Origin of the sequence: Flavivirga abyssicola, from assembly GCF_030540775.2 — a bacterium.
GTDB classification, from domain to species: Bacteria; Bacteroidota; Bacteroidia; order Flavobacteriales; family Flavobacteriaceae; genus Flavivirga; species Flavivirga abyssicola.
The window spans coordinates 2,546,064-2,569,274 of the sequence record NZ_CP141266.1 but is presented as its reverse complement, the minus strand read 5'-3'; the positions used below and the strand labels follow the sequence as shown (position 1 = coordinate 2,569,274).

Below are 23,211 nucleotides of genomic sequence, written 5' to 3'. Positions count from 1 at the left end.
CAGAAATAAATATATAATAATTGAACATAAAAAATTAAAACCATGGCAAAAGAATTTGCATCAAAAGCTGATTTAGGAGAAAAAGAAATCTCTTTTGTAGAACTAGGAAAAGGCTGTTACGGATACACTGCTGAAGGTGATCCTAATAGCGGTGTTATAATTGGAGATGACTATGTTATGGTTGTCGAAGCACAGGCTACACCGCGTATGGCAAAAGACGTTATTGCTAAAATACGTAGCGTCACAGATAAGCCTATAAAATATTTAGCACTTACACATTACCATGCAGTAAGAGTATTGGGAGCAAGCGAGTATGGTGTAGACGAAATTATCATGTCTCAAAAAACCAATGAAATGGTTGAAGAGCGTGGGGCTCAAGATTGGCAAAGTGAATTTGAACGCTTTCCACGATTATTCAGAGGATATGAAAGTATCCCTGGGCTTACGCATCCTACTATGATTTTTGAAGATAAACTTACTGTAGACCTTGGTAATAAAAAAGTAGAAATTATGCATGTAGGCGAAGGGCATACACGAGGTGATAGTATCGTTTGGGTTCCAGATGAAAAAGTGATGTTCGCTGGCGATTTAGTAGAGTATGGAGCAACACCATATTGTGGTGACGCACAACTTAAAAACTGGCCACTAACACTTCAAAAATTAAGTGATTTTAAACCAAAAGCATTAGTTCCAGGGCGTGGTGAAGCATTAAAAAATGAAGTAGAATGTCAAGAAGCGATTCAAATGACTTCAGAATTTGTAACCATGCTATATCAAGAAGCATTATTGAGTGTTACCAGAGGCGAAACTTTAAAACAATGCTATGACGCCTTAATGACTAATATGACACCCCGTTTTGGCAAATGGGTGATTTTTGAACACTGCATGCCTTTTAACGTAACACGAGCTTACGATGAAGCTAGTGGTATTTCTCATCCAAGAATTTGGACTGACGAAAGAGACATAGAGATGTGGAATGAGTTAAACTCATAATACATGAATGAGCTACAATTATAATCATTAAAACTGCTAATATTATGAAATGGGTTATACCAAAAACGTACACGAATCCTATCTATCCTCTTAAAAAGGTTTCAGATATGAATTCTAATACGCCAACAAAACACCAGGTTGCTATTATTGGTGCTGGTCCAGTTGGTTTAACGACAGCATTAGACTTAGCTAACCGAGGTATATCTAGCGTTGTTTTTAGTAAGGAAAACTCGGTAAGTATTGGTAGTAGGGCATTGTGTTTTTCAAAAAAATGCCTGGAAATAGTGCATAGAATAAACCCGGATGCTGTATCTAGAATGATTAATAAAGGCATTACCTGGAACTTAGGTAAAGTATTTTATAAAAATGAAGAAGTATATAAATTCAACTTACTACCTGAGGAAGGACATAAAATACCTGCATTTATAAATCTACAGCAATATTATTTTGAAGAATACTTAGCCGATGAAGCACATAAGAACCCTTTAATTGATTTGCGCTGGCAAAGTAAAGCCCATTTTATAGCTCAGGATGATGACAAAGTAACTCTTAAAATTGAAACCGAAACAGGAAACTACACTATAGAATCTGAGTATCTATTGGCTTGCGACGGCGTGCATAGCCCTACCCGAAATGCTATGAATCTTCCTTTTAAAGGAGAATTATTTGAGGAAAATTTCCTTATTGCAGACATTACTATGGAAAATGATTTTCCAACAGAACGTTGGTTTTGGTTCGATCCGCCATTTAATAAAGGGTATTCAGCATTATTACACAAAGAACCAGATGGTGTATGGCGTATCGATTTACAATTAGGCAGAGATGGTATTGACAAGACTAAAGAATTAGACCAAGAACGTATTAAAGAGCGTTTACGCAAAATGCTAGGAGACGACTGCAAGTTTGAATTAGAATGGACCAGTATTTATAATTTTAGATGCATGCGTATGGATAACTTGATTCACGATAGAGTTATTTTTGCCGGAGATAGTGCACATCAAGTATCTCCATTTGGGGCTCGGGGTGCTAATGGCGGTGTTCAGGATTCTGATAATTTATCTTGGAAATTGGCCTATGTCATAAAAGGATTAGCTCCAAAATCGCTCCTCGATACCTATCAGGAAGAACGAAGTCCAGCAGCAGACGAAAATATATATCACTCTTCTAATGCTACCGATTTTATATCGCCTAAATCTAAAATAAGTACGATATTTAGAAACCAAACCCTAGATTTAGCAAAAGACCATGTGTTTGCTCAAAAATTAGTAAATAGTGGTAGACTTTCAAATGCCTTTAAATATTTAGATTCTTCGTTAACATCTACAGACAATCCTTCTGATGATTGGCAAGCCAGCCTACAACCCGGATATTCGTTTAATGATGTTGAACTAAAAAAACATGATAAAACAACATACCTTATTGACGAACTAGGGCATGATTTTACTTTAATAGTATACGGAGAAAAGCCCGAAGGCATTACAGATTTAACAGATATGTTTAACGTAAAAGTAATTGTTATTTCGGATGCACAAAATCATAACGGTTTAGTTGATAATAATAATTATTTTAAAAACAGATACGATGCACAAAAAGGGAGTTGGTATTTGTTAAGACCAGACCATTACATAGCTTCAAGAGGAAAGGTGTTAGACAACAAACGCATAAAAAATGCCATTTTAAAAGCTACAAATAATTCTGAAGACCATTCAAAATCTAATATAAAAGATATGAATCCACAACACCTAAAAGATGACATGTACAAAGCCTTAATAGAATCACATGAAGGGTTAACAGAAGAAGAAAGTCATAAGTTAAATGCCAAATTAATTTTGCTACTCATGGACAAAACCGAAGATATTAATGAATGGAATGACCTTATAAATTCGGCTAAAGCTATTAAAGCACATAATGTATTAATAAAATCTTAAAATTAAGACTATGGTACCTTCAATAAAACAAATTCTAACACATGGTATTTTAGCCTTACTACTTGTTATGGCCATGGCGTTTTCCATAGCAGCAATACCTAATGCCATGAATTACCAATGGATCGTTTTTTTCTTTATGGCTGCTACTCCTACACAAATAATAATTGGTATTTTATGGCAAAATAACCTTCCGTTTATTAAAGGTTTAGATCAAAAACCTCAGCCTTATAAAGGTATCATACTTACGTTAATCTCGGCACTTTCCGGATTAGTAATTGGCAGTTTAACCATACTAACTCTTGCAAAAGGGAATTGGATACTTTCTCCACAGTTATCACATTACATGATTATTGTTATTATTACTACGATTTGGTTAGCTGTAGTTGTAAACTTTTGGCCATTTATAGGAAGAGTAAAGAACATCGTCGGTGTTGGTATTTTAACTTTAATACTTGCTTATACCCTAGCCTATTTAATTTGGGTGTTGTTTTTTAATTATGAAAGCGTTGCTGGTTTAGCACCGTGGTATCTTGACATTTTAGACCCAAAAGGTGCTTTTAATTTTGTAAATGCCATAGTCTTTATAATTAGCTGCTGCCCAATTATATTATATCTGGCATTATTTGATAGCTGGATTTTAGATAGATGGACAGGTGGAAAACAACCTGTTAAAACCATAATAAATACCCTGCTGGTACTCGTTATTACTTTTGCTTTTCAATCATTTTTTGTAGAAGTTATTAAAATGGACATCATGGTATATATGGTTTTAGTGCCTATATGTATGGTTTTTGGTGTGTTTTTAGTAAATAACATGACGCAATTTTTACTTTTTGAAAAAACCTCACAGCCCCTTAAAGGATTATATAAAATAATTGTTGCTACTTCCATGGGATTACTTATGTATGCTATATACTATAACTTATCGCCATACATCACGGGCGAAGATTTAGCAGCAGGAAAAACAGGGAGCTACCGGTTAGATTTATGGATTGCAGATATTATGTTAGGGATTTCTTTTCCATTAATTCTAGTCCTTACAGGTTTCTTTAGCTTTTGGCCAATTAAGAAAAGATTAAAAAAATGATTATATTTATAAATCTCTAAAACTCATGCAAGCAGCTGACTATTACATAAGTACTCAAAAAGTAGCTCCTAAAGATGCTTTATCTTATTGGAATGATTATGTATGCCAAACCCTCATTGAATTGGATGTTTTTCATAATGGTGGACAATCCTCTTTTTTCGGGTCGCTTGTAGGCCATCAATTAGATACCATTCATGTTTGCAAAATAACATCTCAAGGAAGCGGTGTTAGAAGAAGTAAAAGCCTTATTGCTAAATCTTCAGAAGATTATTTTTTAATTAATTTTCAATTAAGCGGACAATCTATTCTAAAACAAGATGGCAGAACCGTTGTTCTTAAACCAAATGATTGGAGTTTTACAGATAGTACCAGACCTTACGAATTAAATTTTAAAGGCGCATTTGAACAGTTGGTTTTAAAAATTCCTCGCCGTTTATTAACTTACGGAACATCATACGTGACTGCAAATACGGCACAATTATTAGATGATTCAGGTTTAGGGAAAATTTTAAAAAACTTTATTTATAGTTTGAGTCTTGAATTAAAAGTAGTTGATGTATTTACCAGAAAGTATTTAGCTAATAATTTACTTCAACTGTTAAACGATTATTTAAATTTAAAGTTCACTTCGCAAAAAAATGCATCGCCCTCTAAAGAAACCATGTTGTTGGGCATTAAATCTTTTGTTGAAGAGCAAATTACTAATCCGCAATTATCCATTCAGCAAATTGCCCGCACATTTAAATGCTCTAAGCGACAATTACATAAACTTTTTAATGACGAAAATTGTACTATAAATAATTACATCCGTAATTCTAGATTAGAGAAATGTAAAAAAGATATTGAAAACTTAGGCTTATCAAAACTAAGTATTTCTGAGATAGGTTATAAAAATGGATTCAATAACATTAGTAACTTTACAAAATGTTTTAAACAGAAATTTGGTATTCCACCAGGAGAATATAGAACAATCTGTGGACAATCCTTAAAACTAAACAGGATTCAACTTATTTCTTAATCGACCAACCATTCCATAAAAATATACATGCAAAGCTCCTTTTAAGGAGCCTTTTTTTTGTATTGCACTAATTGACAACACTTTGTGCACTATTGAACAATTCATCCGCATTTATTAGTTGTTACTTGATACCAGTTAAACAAAAAAAGTCAATTTATTATGGAAAATTCAAGCTACAAAGTTGCCGCTGTACAAGCTGCACCAGTTTTTTTAAACTTAAATGCCTCAATCGATAAAGCAATAAAATTAATTGAAGAAGCCTCAAATAATGGAGCAAAACTTGTCACTTTCGGAGAATGTTGGTTACCAGGGTATCCTTGGTGGATATGGCTTGATGCACCTGCTATGGGCATGCAACATGTACAGCCCTATTTTGAAAACTCAATGGAAATTGGGAGCGAACAACACATGCGACTCTGTGAAGCTGCAAGACGAAATAATATTTATGTAGGTATGGGCTTTAGTGAACGCGATGGCGGATCATTATATATTGCACAACTACTTATTGACGATGAAGGAGAAACCATATCTGCAAGACGAAAATTAAAACCTACACATGTGGAACGTACTGTATTTGGTAATGGTGACGGCAGCGATCTTAAAGTCCATGATACCAGAATAGGAAAACTAGGAGCTTTAGCGTGTTGGGAACATTTACAACCGTTGAGTAAATATGCCATGTACTCACAAAATGAACAAGTACACTTTGCTGCATGGCCCGGATTTTCTTTATATGAAGGAAAGGCTTTTGCCTTAGGCTATCAAGTAAACACAGCCGCAAGTCGAATTTATGCCGTAGAAGGGTCGTGTTATGTTGTTGCACCAACACCTTTAATAACTCAGGAAATTCATGATATGCTATGCGATACTGATCTGAAAAAGGACTTCCTGCCATTAGGTGGTGGTTACGCCAGAATATATGGACCAGATGGATCTGAATTGGCAGAACCTATTCCGCATGATCAAGAAGGTATTTTATATGCCGATATAGACTTAGGAGCCATAGCAGTAGCCAAAGCAGCTGCAGACCCTGCAGGTCATTATGCAAGACCAGATGTTACCCAGCTACTTTTCAATCCAAAACCTCAACGACCAGTAGTATTAAGAGAAGCATACAATGCAGGAAAAGAAGCAAAGACTGAGGAGGTTTTAAAAGAAGAAATAACCGAGCAATCATGAGAAAATATAAAAAAAACATGCCTAAAGGCTGGGAACCACCGGTTCCTGCCTGGAGTGCTAAAATAGAATCAGGCTGTACCGAAATTGTTATTGGCTATTTTGGGTATCAAATCCAAAACGATTCTAATAAAACACCTAATGAATTTCATAATTGGTATTCAAGCTTACTAAAAGCTGACCATGCACCAATTCATACAGAAAGAGGTCATGTTATCGATAATGAAAATTATAGAAACGGTTTTTATATTTCTTATTGGAATTCTAAAGCAAGTTATGACGCATGGAGAGCAGCTCATTTGTTTACTAATTGGTGGAATTCTGACGACCGCGTAAATGACGATTTTGGCTATTGGGCAGAACCTATGATTATTCCTTTGGAACGCTTTGAAACCCTTTTCTCATCGGAAGATAAAGCGGGAGCTGCAACGATGTTTAACGATTTTAAAGGTCCTATTAAAGAGCATAATTATTGGGGTGGTATGCGAGATCGTTTAGAAATTTCTGAGGTTAATTTACTAGAAGGAAATACAGAAAACTTAACACAGCAATCACATATTGAAACTTTAGGAAAACGAGTGCATCTAAAAACACCTAAAAACCTTGCTATTATTAGATCTGCTCAAAATTTAACCGAAAGTAAAGATCATGAAAAAGCGTATTATCAAGCTGAAGTATATCCCAATCTAATAAAAGGTATGGATTTTATTTCAACCCATCCAGAAGAAACAGGATGCTGTAGTTCCAGGTTTTCTGATGAGCTTACTATATCAGGTGAAAAAACAAAGAAAACATTTGGTTTTGCCTATTTCTTAACACTGGAACATTTAGAAACATGGTCTAGAACACACCCTACGCATTTAGCCATATTTAATAGTTTTTTAAACATGGTACAATCCTTAGGAGGACAAATAGATATAAAACTATGGCATGAAGTATCGGTTTTACCCGAAGGTCAAGTATTTGAATATATAAACTGCCATCCAAAGTCAGGGCTTCTTCCTTGGTTTAGATAAATACTCAACTAAATATAACTAATCTTAAAACTCAAAACAATGAAAAAGTATGTAATTCAACACCAACTTAAAGTCTGTATAGCGTGTCTTCTTATGTTTTTTTCGCTATCTGCTTTTGCACAAGAAATAACAGTTAATGGAATTGTTACAGATGCTAACAATAGCCCTTTACCAGGTGTAAACATCATTGTGAAAAATCAATCTAATGGAGCTACAACAGATTTTAATGGAAAATATTCTATTACTTTAAATAGCGATGACATATTAGTATTTTCATTTATTGGATATAAAACCAAAGACGTTTCAGTTGCTGGTCAAACCGTCATTAACGTTATTCTTGAAGAAGGCGGTTACGGTTTAGAAACTGTTGTCGTAACATCAAGAAAACAATCAGAAAATGTACAAGAAGTGCCTATTTCGGTTGCTGCTTTTTCAGCAAAAGCTTTAGAAACAAAAGGTATTAGTAACGTATCTCAAATTGGTGATTATATTCCAAATGTAGAAATAGATGTTACTGCACCTTTTAGTGGTAGTCAATCTATTTTATCGCCATATATTAGAGGTATTGGTCAAGTAGATTTTGCTATTACTTACGAACCTGCTGTTGGATTATATGTAGACGGTGTTTATTTTGGACGTACTGTAGGTTCTGTTATCGACTTACTAGACGTTGCAAGAGTTGAAGCGCTTAAAGGTCCTCAAGGTACACTTTTTGGTAGAAATACTATTGGCGGAGCTATAAACATTACAACAAAGGATCCTTCCAGAACGTTTTCTGCTAATGGACAAATAACGACTGGTAGTTATAACAGATTAGACACCAAAGTATCGGTAGATATCCCTTTGATTGATGACAAATTATTATCTAGTGTATCTGTATCTTCAATTAACAGAGACGGTCATGTAGAAAGACTCCCTTATAATGGAGCGGCAAATGCAGATCTTGCAAACCCACGTTTAGGTGTTTTCTCAGATGTAAATAACGATGGAGATCAAGGAAATCAAAACAACGATACCTGGAGAGCAAAACTTAAGTGGTTAGCTTCAGATAAATTTACAGCTACTTTTAGTGCCGATTACGAACGTGTAAGAGAAAATCAAAATGCGAGTAAAATTTTAGCCATGTTTAATGATGTAGGCGGTGCTCCTACTATTGTTGGTGCATATAATGCCTGTGCTGCTGGATTATTACCTCCGGAATTATGTAATGCTATTACTAACGCTCCTGGATTAGAATTGATAGGAGCGACACCTTACGATGAGCGTTTTATTACAGATGACCCTTTTAGCAATTATGCTACTGCAGATGCAGGAACAAAAATAGATACCTGGGGAACTGCACTTACATTAGAATGGGAACTTAGCGACAACATAGATTTTAAATCCATTTCGTCATATAGAAATTTAAAATCTCAATTTGCCGAAGATCAAGATTTTTCTCCTATAGATTTCGGAACTGCCGGATTTATTATGCCACAAAAACAGTTTACTCAAGAATTCCAATTGGTTGGAAATGACGATAAGCTTAAATGGATCGCTGGTCTTTACTATTTTAATGAAGACGGTTCAGTTACCGATCAAGTTGTTTTAGGTAGAGGTTTAGTACAGATTTATGGACAGAATTTTGTTAAAAACAAAAGTTACGCGGGATTTGCTCAAGCGACACTAAAATTAACCGACAAATGGAGTGTTACGGGAGGTGCGCGTTTTACCTATGAGGAAAAGGAATTAGATGGCAGACAACGAGATTTAAACAGTTTTGCATTAAAAACTGGTGTAGTAGCACCTGAAGATTTTCCAACATCAGATCTTACATTATACTATCCTCCAGGAGTGAACAAACAAACATTTAGTGAGCCTACCTTTAGATTAGGTACGGAGTATAAATTTTCTGAAAGTGTATTTGCTTATGGCTTTTTTGCTCAAGGATTTAAATCTGGTGGTTGGACAACCAGAGTAACAACACCAGTACTTGAAGCACCAGAATTTGCTCCCGAAAAAGCAAATACCTATGAGGTAGGATTGAAAACGGATTTAGCAAATAACACTTTCCGATTTAACATATCAGCTTTTTATACCGATTATCAAGATTTACAGATTACAGTTCAAAGAGGCATTACTCCTTTTGTTGAAAATGCTGCTCAAGCAGAAATTAAAGGTGTAGAAGTAGATGCACAATGGCGTGCTTCCCAAAATATATTATTATCAGGAAACTTTGGATATATTGATGCATCGTATAAATCTATTACAGATCCAAATGCAGTGATTTCTGAAGATTTCAGTTTTATAAATACGCCTGATTTTTCCAGTTCGGTGGCAGCAGATATCACTTTTCCTTTAGGAGAAGATAAAGCCAGATTGTTGTTCCATATAGATATGGTTAATAAAAGTGAAGTTTATAATGATGTAGAAAACACAGCAATTCTTAGACAACCAGGATTAACGTTACTTAATACATCTTTATCGTTAGAAGGCCCTAATAGAGATTGGAAAGTGACTATAGGGGGTAGTAACATTACAGACGAAACTTATCTTGTTGGAGGTTATAATAACCCAGGAGTAGGTATTATTTATGGTACTTACGCAAGACCAGCAGAATTTAATTTAGGATTAAGTTATAAATTCTTTTAAATAATTTATTCAAGTAGTTTGATTGGGTTAGAGGTTTCATTACTGTAATGGTATGAGACTTCTAACTTTTCAACCTAATTCCGATTAATAAATAATATTTGTGAACCTCTAATTTTTAGTGTTTTTTATAAACACACTAATAGGAATCAGGTATTCATTAAAATAAAAATAACATTATGGCACACCTAGAACCACTTTCAAAAAGTTTGCATTCAGAATTAGAACCCAAGTTCGATCATTACCAAAAAACCAGAGGTTTTATTCCTAATAGTATTTTAACCATGCAACGACGACCAGAAATATCGAAAGCATTCATGCAATTAAATCAGGTTATATTGTATGAAGGCACCGTTTCAGAGGAACTAAAAATGCTTATCAGTCTTATTTCCAGTCAAGCCAGTGGTTGTCGTTATTGTCAGGCACATATGGCAAATCTTTCCAGAATTTATAAGGCCTCTAAAGAAAAAATAGAATCTGTTTGGGAATTTCAAACATCTCCTTTATTTTCTGAAGCAGAAAGGGCTGCATTAAATGTCGCTTTTAAAGGTGCTTTAATTCCCAATATGGCTGCTACAGAAGATTTTGATGAATTAAAAAAGCATTTTAGCGAGAGTGAAATTGTAGAAATTGTTGCTTCACTTGCGCTCTTTGGTTATTTGAATCGTTGGAATGACACTATGGCTACAGATCTAGAAGATTATCCTAAAGAAGTTGCTCAAGAATTAATTGGTTCTAAAGGTTGGAACCCGGGAAAACATGGTTAAAAATCAATGTAAGCTATCAAGGTAAGTCAGCCCCCTTTTCTTTTTTATAACATGGTATTAGGTTCGAGAACCCATACTTCTCTTTTGATACAGTTATAGTATGGGAAGTAACAAACTTATTAACATAAAAAACGTTCCTCCATTCGAAGAAACGTCTTATCTTATTTTTTATGCGGGTGGAGAGACTCGAACTCTCACACCTCGCGGCACTAGATCCTAAGTTATTTTTTAAGGAAATCAAACGACAATGAATTTATATAAAAATACTAACTATCAGCAGTTTATATTTTTTACAATATCATATGAAATCAATTTAAACCATAAAATGTGTTACCCGAATTTTGTATTTTTACATAAAAGATAATTGTTATGGCAACTTTAAAAACTCTTTTACATTCCAAAATGGATAAAAATAAAAACAAGAGATATCGTCTTGCTATTAGACTAACCGTAAACAGAAAGCGCAGCTATTATTATTTAAGTAAAGAAATTAACCCAAAATATTGGGATTCTCAAGGTGAACAGTTTTTAATGATATCTACTACCTATTCTTTCTTTACTTTCATCTAGATTTAGTATTAATTCACTCCTAAAATTAATCATATATTCCAACCATTTTAATTGACCTAAAATATCCTTAATATTTATAAATGCTTACTGCCTACCATGTTTCAGAAAAATTAGCCTCATACGTTGCATTTCTATATACCATAAAATGGGAGAAGACTAATTATAAAGTTAGGATTGAAGAAAAGGCATTGCCAAGTGGAACATGTTTTATGGTTTTTCAATATAAAGGAAGATTTAAAGGAAAATTTGAAAGCAGTATTGATGGCGAAGAAATAAAACCACAGCAATTTTATACTATTGGGCAACAAACTGATACATATACTATGTACTCTGCCAACGAAGTTATAGAACTTACCGGAGCTGCATTTACTCCAACAGGCTTATATCATCTTTTTGGTTTAAATATGACGGAATTAGTTAATAACCCAGTAGATACACAAACGATTCTAGATGATTCATTTGATGCCTTCAAACAATCTTATCTATCAACAGAACTTCCACGTGACAGGATTAATTATGTTGAGAACTTATTATTGAATCAATTAAATATGGCGAAGCCAAAACTCACAATTATTGATGAAGCTGTTGAACTAATTCAACAAACAAAGGGGTGCAGTTTAATAAAAGACATTACCAACAAATTAAATGTAAGTGAACGATATTTTCAGAAAAAATTTAAGCAGATGGTAGGGATATCACCATCTATATACAGTAGAATTGTTCGTTTTAATTGTTTATTTGCAGAAATGAGTTCTGAAGGAGAGCAAAATTACAAAACTTTGAGTGCATTATTTAATTATTATGATTTCGCACACTTTTCTAAAGACTTTAAAAGATACTGTGGTATGAGCCCTTCAAAATTTCATGTAGAGCGTTTCAAATTTTTAAAAGAAGCATGGATTGATAATAGACCTTTTGCTTATTAAAGAATAAAGTCTACTTATAGGTAAAAAGGGCGGGTTTTTACATCAGCTTGTCATTTTTTTAAATTATTTTTATAAAAAGCACTATAAAACATGTCTTTCAACCAATTTCTTACACGATCACCTTCTAAGATTTTTGAATCTTATATTTCTTTTTATTTTCAGCAAAAAATATCAGGGAATAAACAAGATAATCCGCTGCTATACAAACAAACTACCTTACCTTCTGGTTGCATATTTCTTGGGTTCAATTTCTCGAATGCCATAGAGATTAAAAGCTGTAACCAAAGTGCATTGCTTATAGATTACCCTATATATTTTACTGGTCAGCAAAATAGCTTGTACACTATGGAATTACCCCAAAACACCAATTTGTTTGGTGTTGTTTTACACCCTGCTACAGCAAGCTGGTTGACCAACATACCAATTTATGAATTGAGAAATTCAGCAATTGAAGCAGATTACCATTTATCCAAAGACCTTAGAGAGCTTCATGATAAAATGGCAAATGTTACCTTAGATAGCCGAATAAAACTATTTGAACAATGGTTTACTACAAAAATTGGATGTGCAAAACGAGATGCCGTTTTTACCGATTGGGTAGTAGAAGAGATTATTAAAAATAGAGGAATTATCTCTACAAACATTTTGGCAAAAACTTTAAAAGTAAGTGAACGACACCTACAACGGTCTTTTAAAGAACGTATTGGCTTGCAGCCATATAAGTATGCAAATATTGTTAGAATTAACAACTTGGTAAATGATTTCAACAAATCAGATGTAAGGTTAATTGACCTGGTATATGATTATAATTATCATGATAAGGCTCACTTTCGCAAACAGTTTAGAAAAATAACGAATACTTCTCTTGCTTCCTATTTAGATGTTCAGAACAAAGCGGCAACATCTTTTTTGAATAAGATTACGGTTTAGTCGTTTTTTTACCCCCTTAAATATATTGTTTTCTTATAGTTTTGATTTAATTCTCTCTCCCTCCCTTTCTCAAATTATTTAGTAGTATAACAAAAAAAGACCTTTGGTTTTGGCAATATCTATTGCGTAAACCAATAGTAGACGTATTGAGTTTGTAAAGTTATAGGCTCATCAATAAAAGAAAAATCAATAACAAGTAAAGCTATGAAATATTTAGTGAAAAACAACGAACAATTAAGAACCCCAATGTTTTTTGTTAGTAAATTATGGTTGATTAAAATACTCTTATCAACTCTACTGATTACTTTTTCATCTTGTGATGATAGTATTAATCCATTAAAGCCTAATGTAAATCTTACTATTACTGTTGAGGTTCCTAAAGAAGGAGATCAAATAGGTAGGTTTGCCCGCAATGCGATGGCGTTGCACGATGGCAAGGTTTGGTCAATAGGAGGAGATAACGATTTAGGAGGTGGAATATTTCTCCATAATATTTCATGGTTTAGTCTAAATGGTGCGAATTGGGAACCTACAACACAAAATGATATAGGTGATGAACGCATAGGGCACACACTAACAACATTTCAAAACAAATTATGGCTTATTGGTGGAGAAAACAATGCTGGTGATTGGTTAGGAGATATATGGTCTTCAACAGATGGAATGAATTGGACAAATGTATTCTCAACTGCTCCATTTGGTAAAGTGGCGCATCATGATACAATAGTATTTAATGGTAAAATGTATGTAGTTGCTGTCAATACAACAACCGGCTATATGGAAGTGTGGTCTACACAAGATGGATTGAATTGGGTAGAAGAAACAGCAAATGCTTTTCCTGGTAGGATAACTCACAAGGCAGTAGTACATAATAATACCATATATGTCATTGGGGGTGAAAAAACAGCCAATAACAAACTCAATGAAATTTGGCAAAGTACCAATGGCAGTATATGGTCTCAGGTTGCAACCAACGCTCCTATTTTTTCTGAAAGAAATCATCATACAGCTACTGCTTATAATGGCAAGGTATGGGTGTTAGGAGGCAGAACTATTAACGGTTTTGGTAATGATATTTGGTATTCAAGCAATATGAAAGATTGGGAAAAACATTCAGGCTTATATGTTGATGATGATAACCTACATCATCATACTGCTCTAAATTATAAAGATGCTATATGGATATTCGGTGGTTATAACAAAAATGGAATTACCGGTCAAATTGTAAGTCTAAAAGAGAATTAATAAAAACCTTTAAAATAATGATGATGAATAATAAATCAATAGAAAAACATGAACTTATTTATATCAAGGTAGTTGGCAAAATATTTTTAATAGCTATATTTTTTGTTAGCCTAAGTTGTGAAACTGATATTCCTGAGACAGATACAACACCTCCTGAATTTGATTTTAAAATATCAGGTGATGGTTTTGACCATGCTTTCAATCAAGATGATATTTTTGATAGTTTCCAATTAAATTTAAAAGAAAACGAAACTTATGATTTTGTCTTTACAGCTGGAGATGAAGGTGGATTAAAATATATGCAAATGCTTTTTGCAATTGATTATCTTGAATTTCAGACTAATACACCCAATACTTGGACAGATAGTAATAATGGTTTTAGCAGAGCCATTACTTGGCAAGGAAACGTAAATAATCCCATTACAGGAAATATTCTTACAGGAACTTTTATAACTAGAGGAGATCAAAATGATACCGTTTCAATGAGTATCAGTTTAAGTATGCAAGATTTTGGAGGTGAATCAGGTAATGGAAATACTATGTTTAAGGATCTAAATATTCATATAGGAAATCACAATACTGAAATAGTTGAATTTTAAAAATAAAATATATGAAAACGATATTTAAAGTAACAATCCTCTTGCTAATGACAGCACCACTATTTAATTGCAGTAATGATGACGATGCTATTATTTTACCTCCAACGGTTCAAGAATTCCTTATTGGCAAATGGTATTTTGATATATCATCTGCAGGATTGTCAAATTGTGACAAAAAATCATCATTGAACTTTCTCGATGATCAAAACATGAGCAATGAATTTTTTTCTGATGAATCAGGCGATTGTTCTATCGAAGAGCAAACATCTTATACCTACACAATAACTAATAATGAAGAATTAAATTTTACCATAGTGGGCGGAGGATCAGGAGGCACCTATAGTATTGTTTCAATTTCTGAAACAAAACTTGTGCTAACCCAACAATTTCTTGATGGACACTTCATTTTAATACTTAAAAAATCTATTTAAAACCAAAACGCGATGAAAATTTTAAAGAAAAAAAACAATATGTATAGTACAATATTTAAAACAATTTTATTGACACTGCTTACAATTACACTGTTTAATTGTAACAAGGATGACGACAGTATGCAACCCGAACAAAACATTCGTTTAAAAACGTATGCTATTAATGAGTACGAATATGACTTTATTTATAATGATTTAGGAAAAATCACAAATTTTAGTACTCCATCTGGAAACCATTCAATCATATATAATGAGGACGGGCAAATAATACAGAATGGTACAGAGAGCTATACTTATAATAGTCAAGGGGAAATCTCGAAAATTTCAAGCTCAACTAATAATATAACAATTGTCTATAACAATAAAGGGTTGATTGCAACCATGGTACAAGATACTGGTATCCATATTTTCCATACAAGTTTTGAATATGATAGTAATGATAAATTGATAGAAACAGTACTTAAAGGCCCTCCAGTTACCGGTTATTATAGAAACAAATTTGTTTATGACGAAAAAGAAAATATTGTACAACGTGTTTTTGAAAGCGGTAGCGGAGATGGAGTTAATTATTCCAAAAAGTCAACTTACAACTTTGTTTTTGATAATAAAAAAAACCCAAATTATAATTTATTATCAAAAACAGGAATTACGGATGCTCTTACTTTTATAAGGATTGCCTATTCTGGAAGATCAATAGAAGTATCTGGAATATTATTTTATTACAACAAAAACAATTTACTTTCTTCACAGAGTGTGCACTCAAATGGTAGTAGCAGTTCAAGAGAATATAGTTATGTCTATGATAAAAACGATTATCCGATTTCAGCAGAATTAGCGTCTATTAATACGACTGGCGAAAGTTCTACAACTTATTATAAATGGACTTACGAAACTTATTAGTTAAAACAAAGACATTATGAAAACTTTAAAAAATAATAAAAGATATGAAAACTTAAGTATTACAAATAATGTAATATTTAAAGCAATACTATTAGTACTAGGCATAATAATGTTAGGTTGTAATAACGATGATGACAAAGTTGCTACAAACAAAGATTTGGTCATAGGTAAATGGCAGGTAGATAGTGGCAACCTTTTAACATCCGGTACAAAATACATATATATTAATAATGATAATACTATTAATATCTTAACGGAAGATGAATTGGGTTTTAAAGGCGAAGTGTCCACTAAAGTTTCTCTGACTGATGACCAAATCACGATTACCCTTGAGGGTCCTTTTATTGTAAAATATACTTTTAAAGATGATATACTCACATTGCAACCTCCAACGGCAGGGGCTATTGTGCTCAGTAGGGCTGTCAGTCCGCCAGATGTAACAAATTGGGTGAAAGAGCTATCAATTTTAGAAGAAGGGGCAGCTCCCTGGTCTGATACTAGAGATATAGATATTGCTTATGATGGCACTTATATTCTGGGTGGGGATGTTAATGATCGCAAAATATTTAAGGTAAATCCAACTAATTTTAATATTGAAGGTATTATACCCACCATACATGCTGCTTCATCTGTTGAAATTGAAAAATCAGACGCTTCTCTAAAACAACTTTTTCAAAGTGACGGTGGTCGTAAAGTTTTTCTATCATATATATATTCATCTAATACAATGTTTTATGAATCTATTGATTTAGGTCGTTGGATTATAGGCTTAGCATCTGTTGAACCTGGTTATCTATGGGTAGCTAGTCAAAGCGAAAGTAAACTATACCTATATAAATCTAACGGATCCTTAACACCTGGTGAGGTAGTACATGAAATTCCTTTAGATTTCAAACCTCTAGGTCTAGATTATCAAGATGGTTATTTATATGTAAGCGATAGAGAAAGAATACATAAATGCCAAACTATTGGAGGTTTTAAAGCCATTGAAAGTTACAAATTACCAAATCACGAAATACATGGTGTTGCCTTTGATAGCTCAAGCTTTTGGTTAAATACATACAATCATAATGAGGGTAAAGTAAAACTTGTAAAGACCAACCTATAAGAATTAATCTTTCTACAAAGTGTTAATAGCATTAATAATAAAAAACTATTAAAGCTATAAATAAAAATATAAAACGTCAAACCAAAGGTTTAATAATACCGCTACTTATACTATTACTATTGTTTAGCACAAAAATAGGTGCGCAAGAGGATGTTTACACCTTTGATTATATCTACAAAATGGAAATTGAAACACCAAGAAGTAGAAAAACAGTAATTGATTATTATTTACCTTCAAGCGGAGGGTATTTCTGCTCAGTATCAGCAGGTGGAATCATGATTGTTTATGATAACCATCATAATAGAATGTACACTTATATGGGAAAAAATGATAATAAAATAATGACTTCAACACCATTTAGTTTAAAAGATCTAGTAAAAGAGAATAATCGTTGGGAAGATACCAGAGTATATAAAGCTATTGGATATGGAAACCTATTGGACTATGACTGTGAATTATTTAAAATGACTAGCGATAATTTAATTAGTGAAGTTTGGGTAGCGAAAGACTTAAAAGAAGGAGTTATTGGTGCTGAAGGCTCATTTGCTGAAAATGCTGGCCCTCTATTCTTTGGTTATATTTTAGGAAGAAGCAATGCTGTTAATGATGATTCATTGGAAGCCATGTATTCTGGGTTACCATTGCAAATTAGAGTAACTAAAAAAGAGGCAGAAGAGAAAAAATTACGACTTGGAGATGTACAAAGTTTGCAAAAGAAAATTTTAAAATAGTCACGGCAGACTATAAGCGGTTATAAACAACTATAAACTATAAAAGTCATGAGAAATTCAATCATTAAAAAAGTAAATTATTTATTAATAGCATTGCTATTAAGCTGTACAGCTACATTATCAGCAGAAGAAAGTAATAGCCCTTTTAGTAAGTCTGTGCCATCAATAGATGGTGACCGTTATGTGGTTAAAGAGATTTTAAATAAAATGAAAGATGGTCATTACTTCAATAATATGGTTACTACTATAAGTGAAAAAAAAAGAGGTGGTAAAGATGACTGGTTTGCTACCTATGGTTTTTCCCTAGTAGTTGATAAAACTTCAGGGAATTCTATAAAAATAAGCGGTATTAAAACTTCTTTTAGTAGCAGAGACCATTTTCAAGGAAAGAAAACCGTAGAAGAAATTACACTTTATGAAATAGCAAGTGAGATGCAGGTATGGATTAAATTTAAGACATGGAACAACGATCGCGTTGAGCTAAAGAATGTAGAGGTAAAAAAGAATAACAAGGTCTATTTTATTACCGGCAATTACAAAAGTGAAAACGGAACAAAAACCACTTATGTCACCATTGCATTAAAAGATATGGGTAAGCTAATTTAAAACTTAAAAAAATATGAAAAAATTAAAAAAACATCAATTAGCATTCCTATTAATTATAGGAGGTGTTTTAAACTTATTTTCTCAAAATAATCCAGATGGAATTACTGGAATTTGGAAATGCGATGATGGGGGCAGCTATTATATAAGGCAGATAAAAAATAAAGTTATGTGGTTTGGTGAAAAAAAAACAGGTTCAACTACCATTTTTTCAAATGTAGCCAATGGTACCATATCTGGTAATTCAATAGTTCTAGATTGGGTAGATGTACCTAAGGGAAAAACTTATGGAAAAGGCACTTTAAAATTACGCAAAAGTGGTAATACAATTACCAAAATTAGTGGTTCAGGATTTGGAGGTAACAGATGGTCTAAACGTACTAATAATGTAACGAGTTCAAATGTAAATACCACTTCAGAGCCTTGCGTTGATATAAGCACAAAAAGTGTTGTAGATTATTTGAATAGAGAGATAAAACCAAGTTTAGATATGAAATTAGATAGATCTGATGGTTTTTTAGCTGTCAACAGGCAGAGACAGAATTTGGCACTTCCAGATATTAAGATTAGTCCAATATCAAAAACCTGGACTTATTTTTTTGACAACGTTAGGAGATCGGGCTGTAACTTTTTTTATGACTCAAAAAAAAATGCAATTGTTTTAGATATAAAATTTGAGGATAAAGGTTATGAATTGAAAGGAATGTGTTATGGTTGTATAAAACCGTCAAGAGATAGTCGAGCACCGGACGTTAACTGGGGTTCGCCCCAAATATTAAGAATATTTCTTAAACCAATTATCTACCAAAGATCTATTTCATTTCAAGTAGCAAAAGTTGAAATGTTAGGGAAATTAGGAGCGAGCGGTTTTGGAGATTTTGTACCTAACCTAACTCGTGATATAATGGCTGGATTAAGAACCGAAGTAAATAGATTGTTCAATTCTGGTGAAACTCAACGTTTATTTAATGATGCTATTAAACCTTTATTAAATTCAAAAAATGTTGGATCATTAACTAGTGTGTCTTTGGCTTCAAGAAGCTTAAGGGTTTGTAAATAATTTAAAAAGACCGTTTGCTATAGTTCCTACGAAAAGATTACCTTCATTATCACCTTGTAGGCTAAGTATGGAAGGCCTATACTGCGAGTGCTTTAAAATTGGAACCCGTTTAAATTGGTCCATGTCCTTATTATACAGATTTAAGCCATCATCTGTTCCTACCCACATTCTATTGTTATGATCTATATATGTACCTGTAACAACATTGCTGCTTATTGATGTAGAATCATTTAAATCATGTTTATAATACTTATAGTCTATCCCATCGTAACGAAACAATCCAGCACCGCTACTTCCAAACCAAATAAAACCATTATGATCTTGAGTTATAGAGGAAATTGCTGCTTTAGAAATACTTTCCTTGATTTCAATAAAATCATATTTAGAAAACACATCTTGCGAAAACAAAGTATTAATAACAAAAAAACTGCATGCTAAAACACAACACTTCATTTTTCTGTATCTAGCATCTTCAGTAAAAAGACTATTTTTAAAACTACAATGACCCAAAGCTTACTATAAAGAATTATCTGTTTTCTATCTAAGTTAACAAAAAGTAGTAGTCATTTTCCTGACCAGAAATGATTAATGCTTTTACCTACTAAGTTACCCCTTAGAAATACATGTAAAAATAGTTAAGGTTTCTTGATAAGAATGCTATAAATCGTGCAGACATTATTACGAATGATGTATTACCTAGTGCTTTTGAATAATAATTAACGTATTCTAAGATAAAACCAAGAAAGTGCAAGAAGCTCAAAAACGTCAGTTTTATGATTTTGATGCTAAAAATGTGTATCATTTTTGGTCAAAGTGAAGTGTCAAAAAAAAACTATTTTAATCGATGTTGGACACGGTGGGTTTTGTCACTAACACGGATGAATCGGATTATTTGATAAGACCAAATAACTGTAGAGCTGTTACGCTGTCTATTCTTCAAGGGATAACCAATTATTTAAAATAGATTATGAAAGCATTATTTGTAGAAATTGTCAAGAACCTGAAGGAAATAATTAATGTGCTAATAAAAGAGCTAGCATCAATTAAAATTTGGTCTAAAAATAAGAAGTAATTTAACTAAATAGTCTTGCCAAATCGAATCTTTAACTTCGTAAAGAAAATGCCAAGGCTTAAAAATCATTTAATTGCAATTTAGTAGTCAATTACGGGTTAACCACAGCAGAAATATTGTCTTTTCGATGAAATACGTTTTAAATCGTTCATAATTGATATATATTCTTATGTAAAATATAGCTTTATACTTAATTACAGTTCTATGTCAAATTTTATTAATTCTTAAGCACAAATACAATGAAAAAACATTATGGACTTGGCAAAATGGTATTTGCACTAACAGCAATGCTATTTCTAATCAACTGCCAAAAGTAGGAAATCTCAGATTCAGATGAAGTTTACAATGCAAAAAAAGTTAAGGTCATCTCCTTCAATGAATTTCAAAATGAAATTGTCAAAAATCAAAATTTTGCTGTACTAAGCAAATATTTTGATAGAAATGCGATTAAATACAAAAGTACTTCCTTATCAAAAGCAAGCAAAAATTTGATATTGACCGACCATGTTACGAGAATTGAAAAAGTTGTCGGGGCATCCTATACATTTCAATTGGAGACCAATGGAGCTGGAGTCAAATTTTACAATTTGGTTGTAGATGTAGATAACAATGGTAATATGACAAAATCACATATTATCGAATATTTACCATCCGCTGAATGGCTTTTGGATAAAACCCAACCATTTAGTGGGGAAGCCAGGGTCATAAACAATGATATATTCACACAAGAAGATATTTTAAGTTTCCAAGGTAAAGGTGTATCCACAGCGAGAGGTGGGTTATGCTGGAGGGTTGAAATTGAATGGGAGTGCAATGCGGGTAATGACCATGCACCGGATACATGTACTGCAGGAGGTAGCACCTTAATCATCAATCTTAGACCGGCTTCTTGTGGCAGTGGCGGTGGTAGTAGCGGTTCATTTAGCGTTTCTGCTCCAAGCCATGCAGGTTACGACCCAACAAATACAGGGGGCTCTGGTTCTGGTGGCTCCTCTGGCGGTGGGAATGACGGCGGCACAATTACAACGATTCCAGATCCCCTGAATCAAGATGGTAGCGGCACGGCTGGCGAAGCCCAAACCGACAACATTGTGTTCCCTGGCTTTGCCAATCATAGATGCCAACAAATAGTGATTTCAGAGGCAATGGGAATTTGTTCTCCACTCACCCAACTGGTGCTTGATATTTTTGAGGCAAACGATGGTGTGAACCTAATCGTTACAACAGCACAATTGGATGGCAACAATGCTGTCACATCTGGTCTTTCCAATTATAACGCAACAACCCATACCTGCGACATAACGATTACCTTTGATGAATCATATTTGGAAACTGCAACTGACCTATCTATTGCCAGAACAGCTATACACGAAAGTCTGCACGCCGTTTTTGCTTTTATGAGGGAAGAGGGCTTATTGCAAAACCCTGATGGTTCGGCATTGGACGGCTTTCAAGAGTTATTAGACGCCTATATAGCTCATCTTAGTGGAAAGCCTGCTAATGTTGGAAAAGCGCATCATGACCTTATGGCGGATTTTGTAGATGACATGGCTGTATCATTAATGGCTTATGGAAAAGCTCAGGGATACAGACTTCCTCGAAGTTACTATACCGGCCTTTGTTGGTCAGGTGCTATTAAAAACTCACCTTCTTTCCAAACCTTATATCCTGAGTACATCGACCCTAATGATGCCGTCAATAATCCAGCAAACCGCAACCCTGAATGGATAAAGATTGTTATGAGTATTGAGGCAGAGCAGAATAATACAACAACCCAATACCCGCACCCCAATGGCACGATTTATGAGTTTGTTCCAAAAGGAACAGCTCCCAATACGGGTGAACCCTGTAATTAAACTAATATAGCTTATGAAAAACGTTATGTCCTTAATAGTGGTTTTGTTGGCGACCAGTTTACAAAGTCACTGTCAAATCGATAAAATTGAATTTACCACCGATGGATATGCATATTCAGCGGACTATGCAATAATTATATATGACAACAACATTGCCATATATAATGCTCTAAGCGATAATTATAAATTCCCCCATAATGGGGAAACATTACCTTTAAGGAAAGATAAAAAAGGTCGCGGTTTACCTGAACCTGAAATAAAAGGGTTGTTCATGTCTGAATTATCTAAGAAAGTCTTTAAGGAAATTTCAAATTTGGTTCTTTCATTGGAGGAGGAATTCGATAAAAAAACTTATTTGGAAAATAATCTTCATGCTTCAGTAGGTGAATTAAAAGTGACTTTTCAAAACGAAAATGTGCGCTCCATCTATGATTATGGGATGAAAGGTACGGATCGGTTGATAAGGCTTTATGCTCTTTTGGATGACTTAAGGTTTAGTCAAAAATGGAAATAGTCGTTTCTATTTAAATAAAAAGGTGTTTTCGATATGAAAACACCTTTTTTTGG

22 protein-coding genes are annotated in these 23,211 nt (G+C 33.6%); 21 read left to right on the top strand and 1 reads right to left on the bottom strand.

Annotation, left to right across the window (positions count from 1 at the left end; genetic code table 11):
* Window positions 1–42 precede the first annotated feature (42 nt).
* From Q4Q34_RS10730 to Q4Q34_RS10645, 19 genes are all read left to right on the top strand, one after another.
* Window positions 43–993, top strand: coding sequence for an MBL fold metallo-hydrolase (locus Q4Q34_RS10730; RefSeq protein ID WP_303318283.1), 951 nt, complete (start codon window positions 43–45; stop codon window positions 991–993).
* 44 nt (window positions 994–1,037) lie between these two features.
* On the top strand, window positions 1,038–2,921 hold the full coding sequence (locus Q4Q34_RS10725) for an FAD-dependent monooxygenase (RefSeq protein ID WP_303318284.1): 1,884 nt from the start codon (window positions 1,038–1,040) through the stop codon (window positions 2,919–2,921).
* Window positions 2,922–2,931: 10 nt separating this feature from the next.
* A complete protein-coding gene (locus tag Q4Q34_RS10720; RefSeq protein ID WP_303318285.1) occupies window positions 2,932–4,008 on the top strand; it encodes a hypothetical protein in 1,077 nt (358 codons plus the stop codon).
* 25 nt (window positions 4,009–4,033) lie between these two features.
* On the top strand, window positions 4,034–5,026 hold the full coding sequence (locus Q4Q34_RS10715) for an AraC-like ligand-binding domain-containing protein (protein WP_303318286.1): 993 nt from the start codon (window positions 4,034–4,036) through the stop codon (window positions 5,024–5,026).
* Between the two features lie 159 nt (window positions 5,027–5,185).
* The gene (locus tag Q4Q34_RS10710) at window positions 5,186–6,205 is read left to right on the top strand and encodes a carbon-nitrogen hydrolase family protein (protein ID WP_303318287.1); all 1,020 of its coding nucleotides are present in this window, start codon (window positions 5,186–5,188) and stop codon (window positions 6,203–6,205) included.
* Window positions 6,202–7,218, top strand: coding sequence for a phenylacetaldoxime dehydratase family protein (locus Q4Q34_RS10705; RefSeq protein ID WP_303318288.1), 1,017 nt, complete (start codon window positions 6,202–6,204; stop codon window positions 7,216–7,218). The genes Q4Q34_RS10710 and Q4Q34_RS10705 overlap by 4 nt, the downstream gene beginning before the upstream one ends.
* Window positions 7,219–7,257: 39 nt before the next feature.
* On the top strand, window positions 7,258–9,849 hold the full coding sequence (locus Q4Q34_RS10700) for a TonB-dependent receptor (RefSeq protein ID WP_303318289.1): 2,592 nt from the start codon (window positions 7,258–7,260) through the stop codon (window positions 9,847–9,849).
* Between the two features lie 176 nt (window positions 9,850–10,025).
* Entirely contained in the window at window positions 10,026–10,613 is a 588-nt protein-coding gene (locus Q4Q34_RS10695) for a carboxymuconolactone decarboxylase family protein (RefSeq protein ID WP_303318290.1), read from the top strand.
* A 369-nt stretch (window positions 10,614–10,982) separates the two neighbouring features.
* The gene (locus Q4Q34_RS19640; protein ID WP_303318291.1) at window positions 10,983–11,183 is read left to right on the top strand and encodes an Arm DNA-binding domain-containing protein; all 201 of its coding nucleotides are present in this window, start codon (window positions 10,983–10,985) and stop codon (window positions 11,181–11,183) included.
* Window positions 11,184–11,263: 80 nt separating this feature from the next.
* A complete protein-coding gene (locus tag Q4Q34_RS10690) occupies window positions 11,264–12,109 on the top strand; it encodes a helix-turn-helix domain-containing protein (protein ID WP_303318292.1) in 846 nt (281 codons plus the stop codon).
* 90 nt (window positions 12,110–12,199) lie between these two features.
* A complete protein-coding gene (locus tag Q4Q34_RS10685; protein WP_303318293.1) occupies window positions 12,200–13,039 on the top strand; it encodes a helix-turn-helix domain-containing protein in 840 nt (279 codons plus the stop codon).
* A gap of 204 nt (window positions 13,040–13,243) precedes the next feature.
* On the top strand, window positions 13,244–14,284 hold the full coding sequence (locus Q4Q34_RS10680; RefSeq protein WP_303318294.1) for a Kelch repeat-containing protein: 1,041 nt from the start codon (window positions 13,244–13,246) through the stop codon (window positions 14,282–14,284).
* A gap of 23 nt (window positions 14,285–14,307) precedes the next feature.
* Window positions 14,308–14,883, top strand: coding sequence for a hypothetical protein (locus Q4Q34_RS10675; protein WP_303318295.1), 576 nt, complete (start codon window positions 14,308–14,310; stop codon window positions 14,881–14,883).
* Between the two features lie 11 nt (window positions 14,884–14,894).
* On the top strand, window positions 14,895–15,314 hold the full coding sequence (locus Q4Q34_RS10670) for a lipocalin-like domain-containing protein (protein ID WP_303318296.1): 420 nt from the start codon (window positions 14,895–14,897) through the stop codon (window positions 15,312–15,314).
* Between the two features lie 12 nt (window positions 15,315–15,326).
* Window positions 15,327–16,214 carry a hypothetical protein gene (locus Q4Q34_RS10665; protein ID WP_303318297.1) on the top strand — a complete coding sequence of 296 codons (888 nt, stop codon included), beginning with the start codon at window positions 15,327–15,329 and terminating at the stop codon, window positions 16,212–16,214.
* A gap of 16 nt (window positions 16,215–16,230) precedes the next feature.
* Window positions 16,231–17,322, top strand: coding sequence for a YncE family protein (locus tag Q4Q34_RS10660; protein WP_303318298.1), 1,092 nt, complete (start codon window positions 16,231–16,233; stop codon window positions 17,320–17,322).
* A 119-nt stretch (window positions 17,323–17,441) separates the two neighbouring features.
* Entirely contained in the window at window positions 17,442–18,053 is a 612-nt protein-coding gene (locus Q4Q34_RS10655; protein WP_303318299.1) for a DUF4412 domain-containing protein, read from the top strand.
* Between the two features lie 48 nt (window positions 18,054–18,101).
* Complete coding sequence (locus Q4Q34_RS10650; RefSeq protein ID WP_303318300.1) at window positions 18,102–18,659, top strand: hypothetical protein; 558 nt, start codon at window positions 18,102–18,104, stop codon at window positions 18,657–18,659.
* A gap of 13 nt (window positions 18,660–18,672) precedes the next feature.
* Window positions 18,673–19,716 carry a hypothetical protein gene (locus tag Q4Q34_RS10645; RefSeq protein ID WP_303318301.1) on the top strand — a complete coding sequence of 348 codons (1,044 nt, stop codon included), beginning with the start codon at window positions 18,673–18,675 and terminating at the stop codon, window positions 19,714–19,716.
* Here the strand turns inward: Q4Q34_RS10645 and Q4Q34_RS10640 are convergent.
* Window positions 19,699–20,169, bottom strand: coding sequence for a ligand-binding sensor domain-containing protein (locus Q4Q34_RS10640; RefSeq protein ID WP_303318302.1), 471 nt, complete (start codon window positions 20,167–20,169; stop codon window positions 19,699–19,701). The genes Q4Q34_RS10645 and Q4Q34_RS10640 overlap by 18 nt on opposite strands.
* A gap of 1,113 nt (window positions 20,170–21,282) precedes the next feature.
* Between Q4Q34_RS10640 and Q4Q34_RS10635 the strand changes: the two genes are divergently transcribed.
* Both Q4Q34_RS10635 and Q4Q34_RS10630 read left to right on the top strand, forming a co-directional pair.
* On the top strand, window positions 21,283–22,644 hold the full coding sequence (locus tag Q4Q34_RS10635) for a hypothetical protein (protein ID WP_303318303.1): 1,362 nt from the start codon (window positions 21,283–21,285) through the stop codon (window positions 22,642–22,644).
* A 13-nt stretch (window positions 22,645–22,657) separates the two neighbouring features.
* Window positions 22,658–23,158 (top strand): hypothetical protein, encoded by a 501-nt coding sequence (locus Q4Q34_RS10630; protein WP_303318304.1) that lies wholly within the window; start codon window positions 22,658–22,660, stop codon window positions 23,156–23,158.
* Window positions 23,159–23,211: the final 53 nt, after the last annotated feature.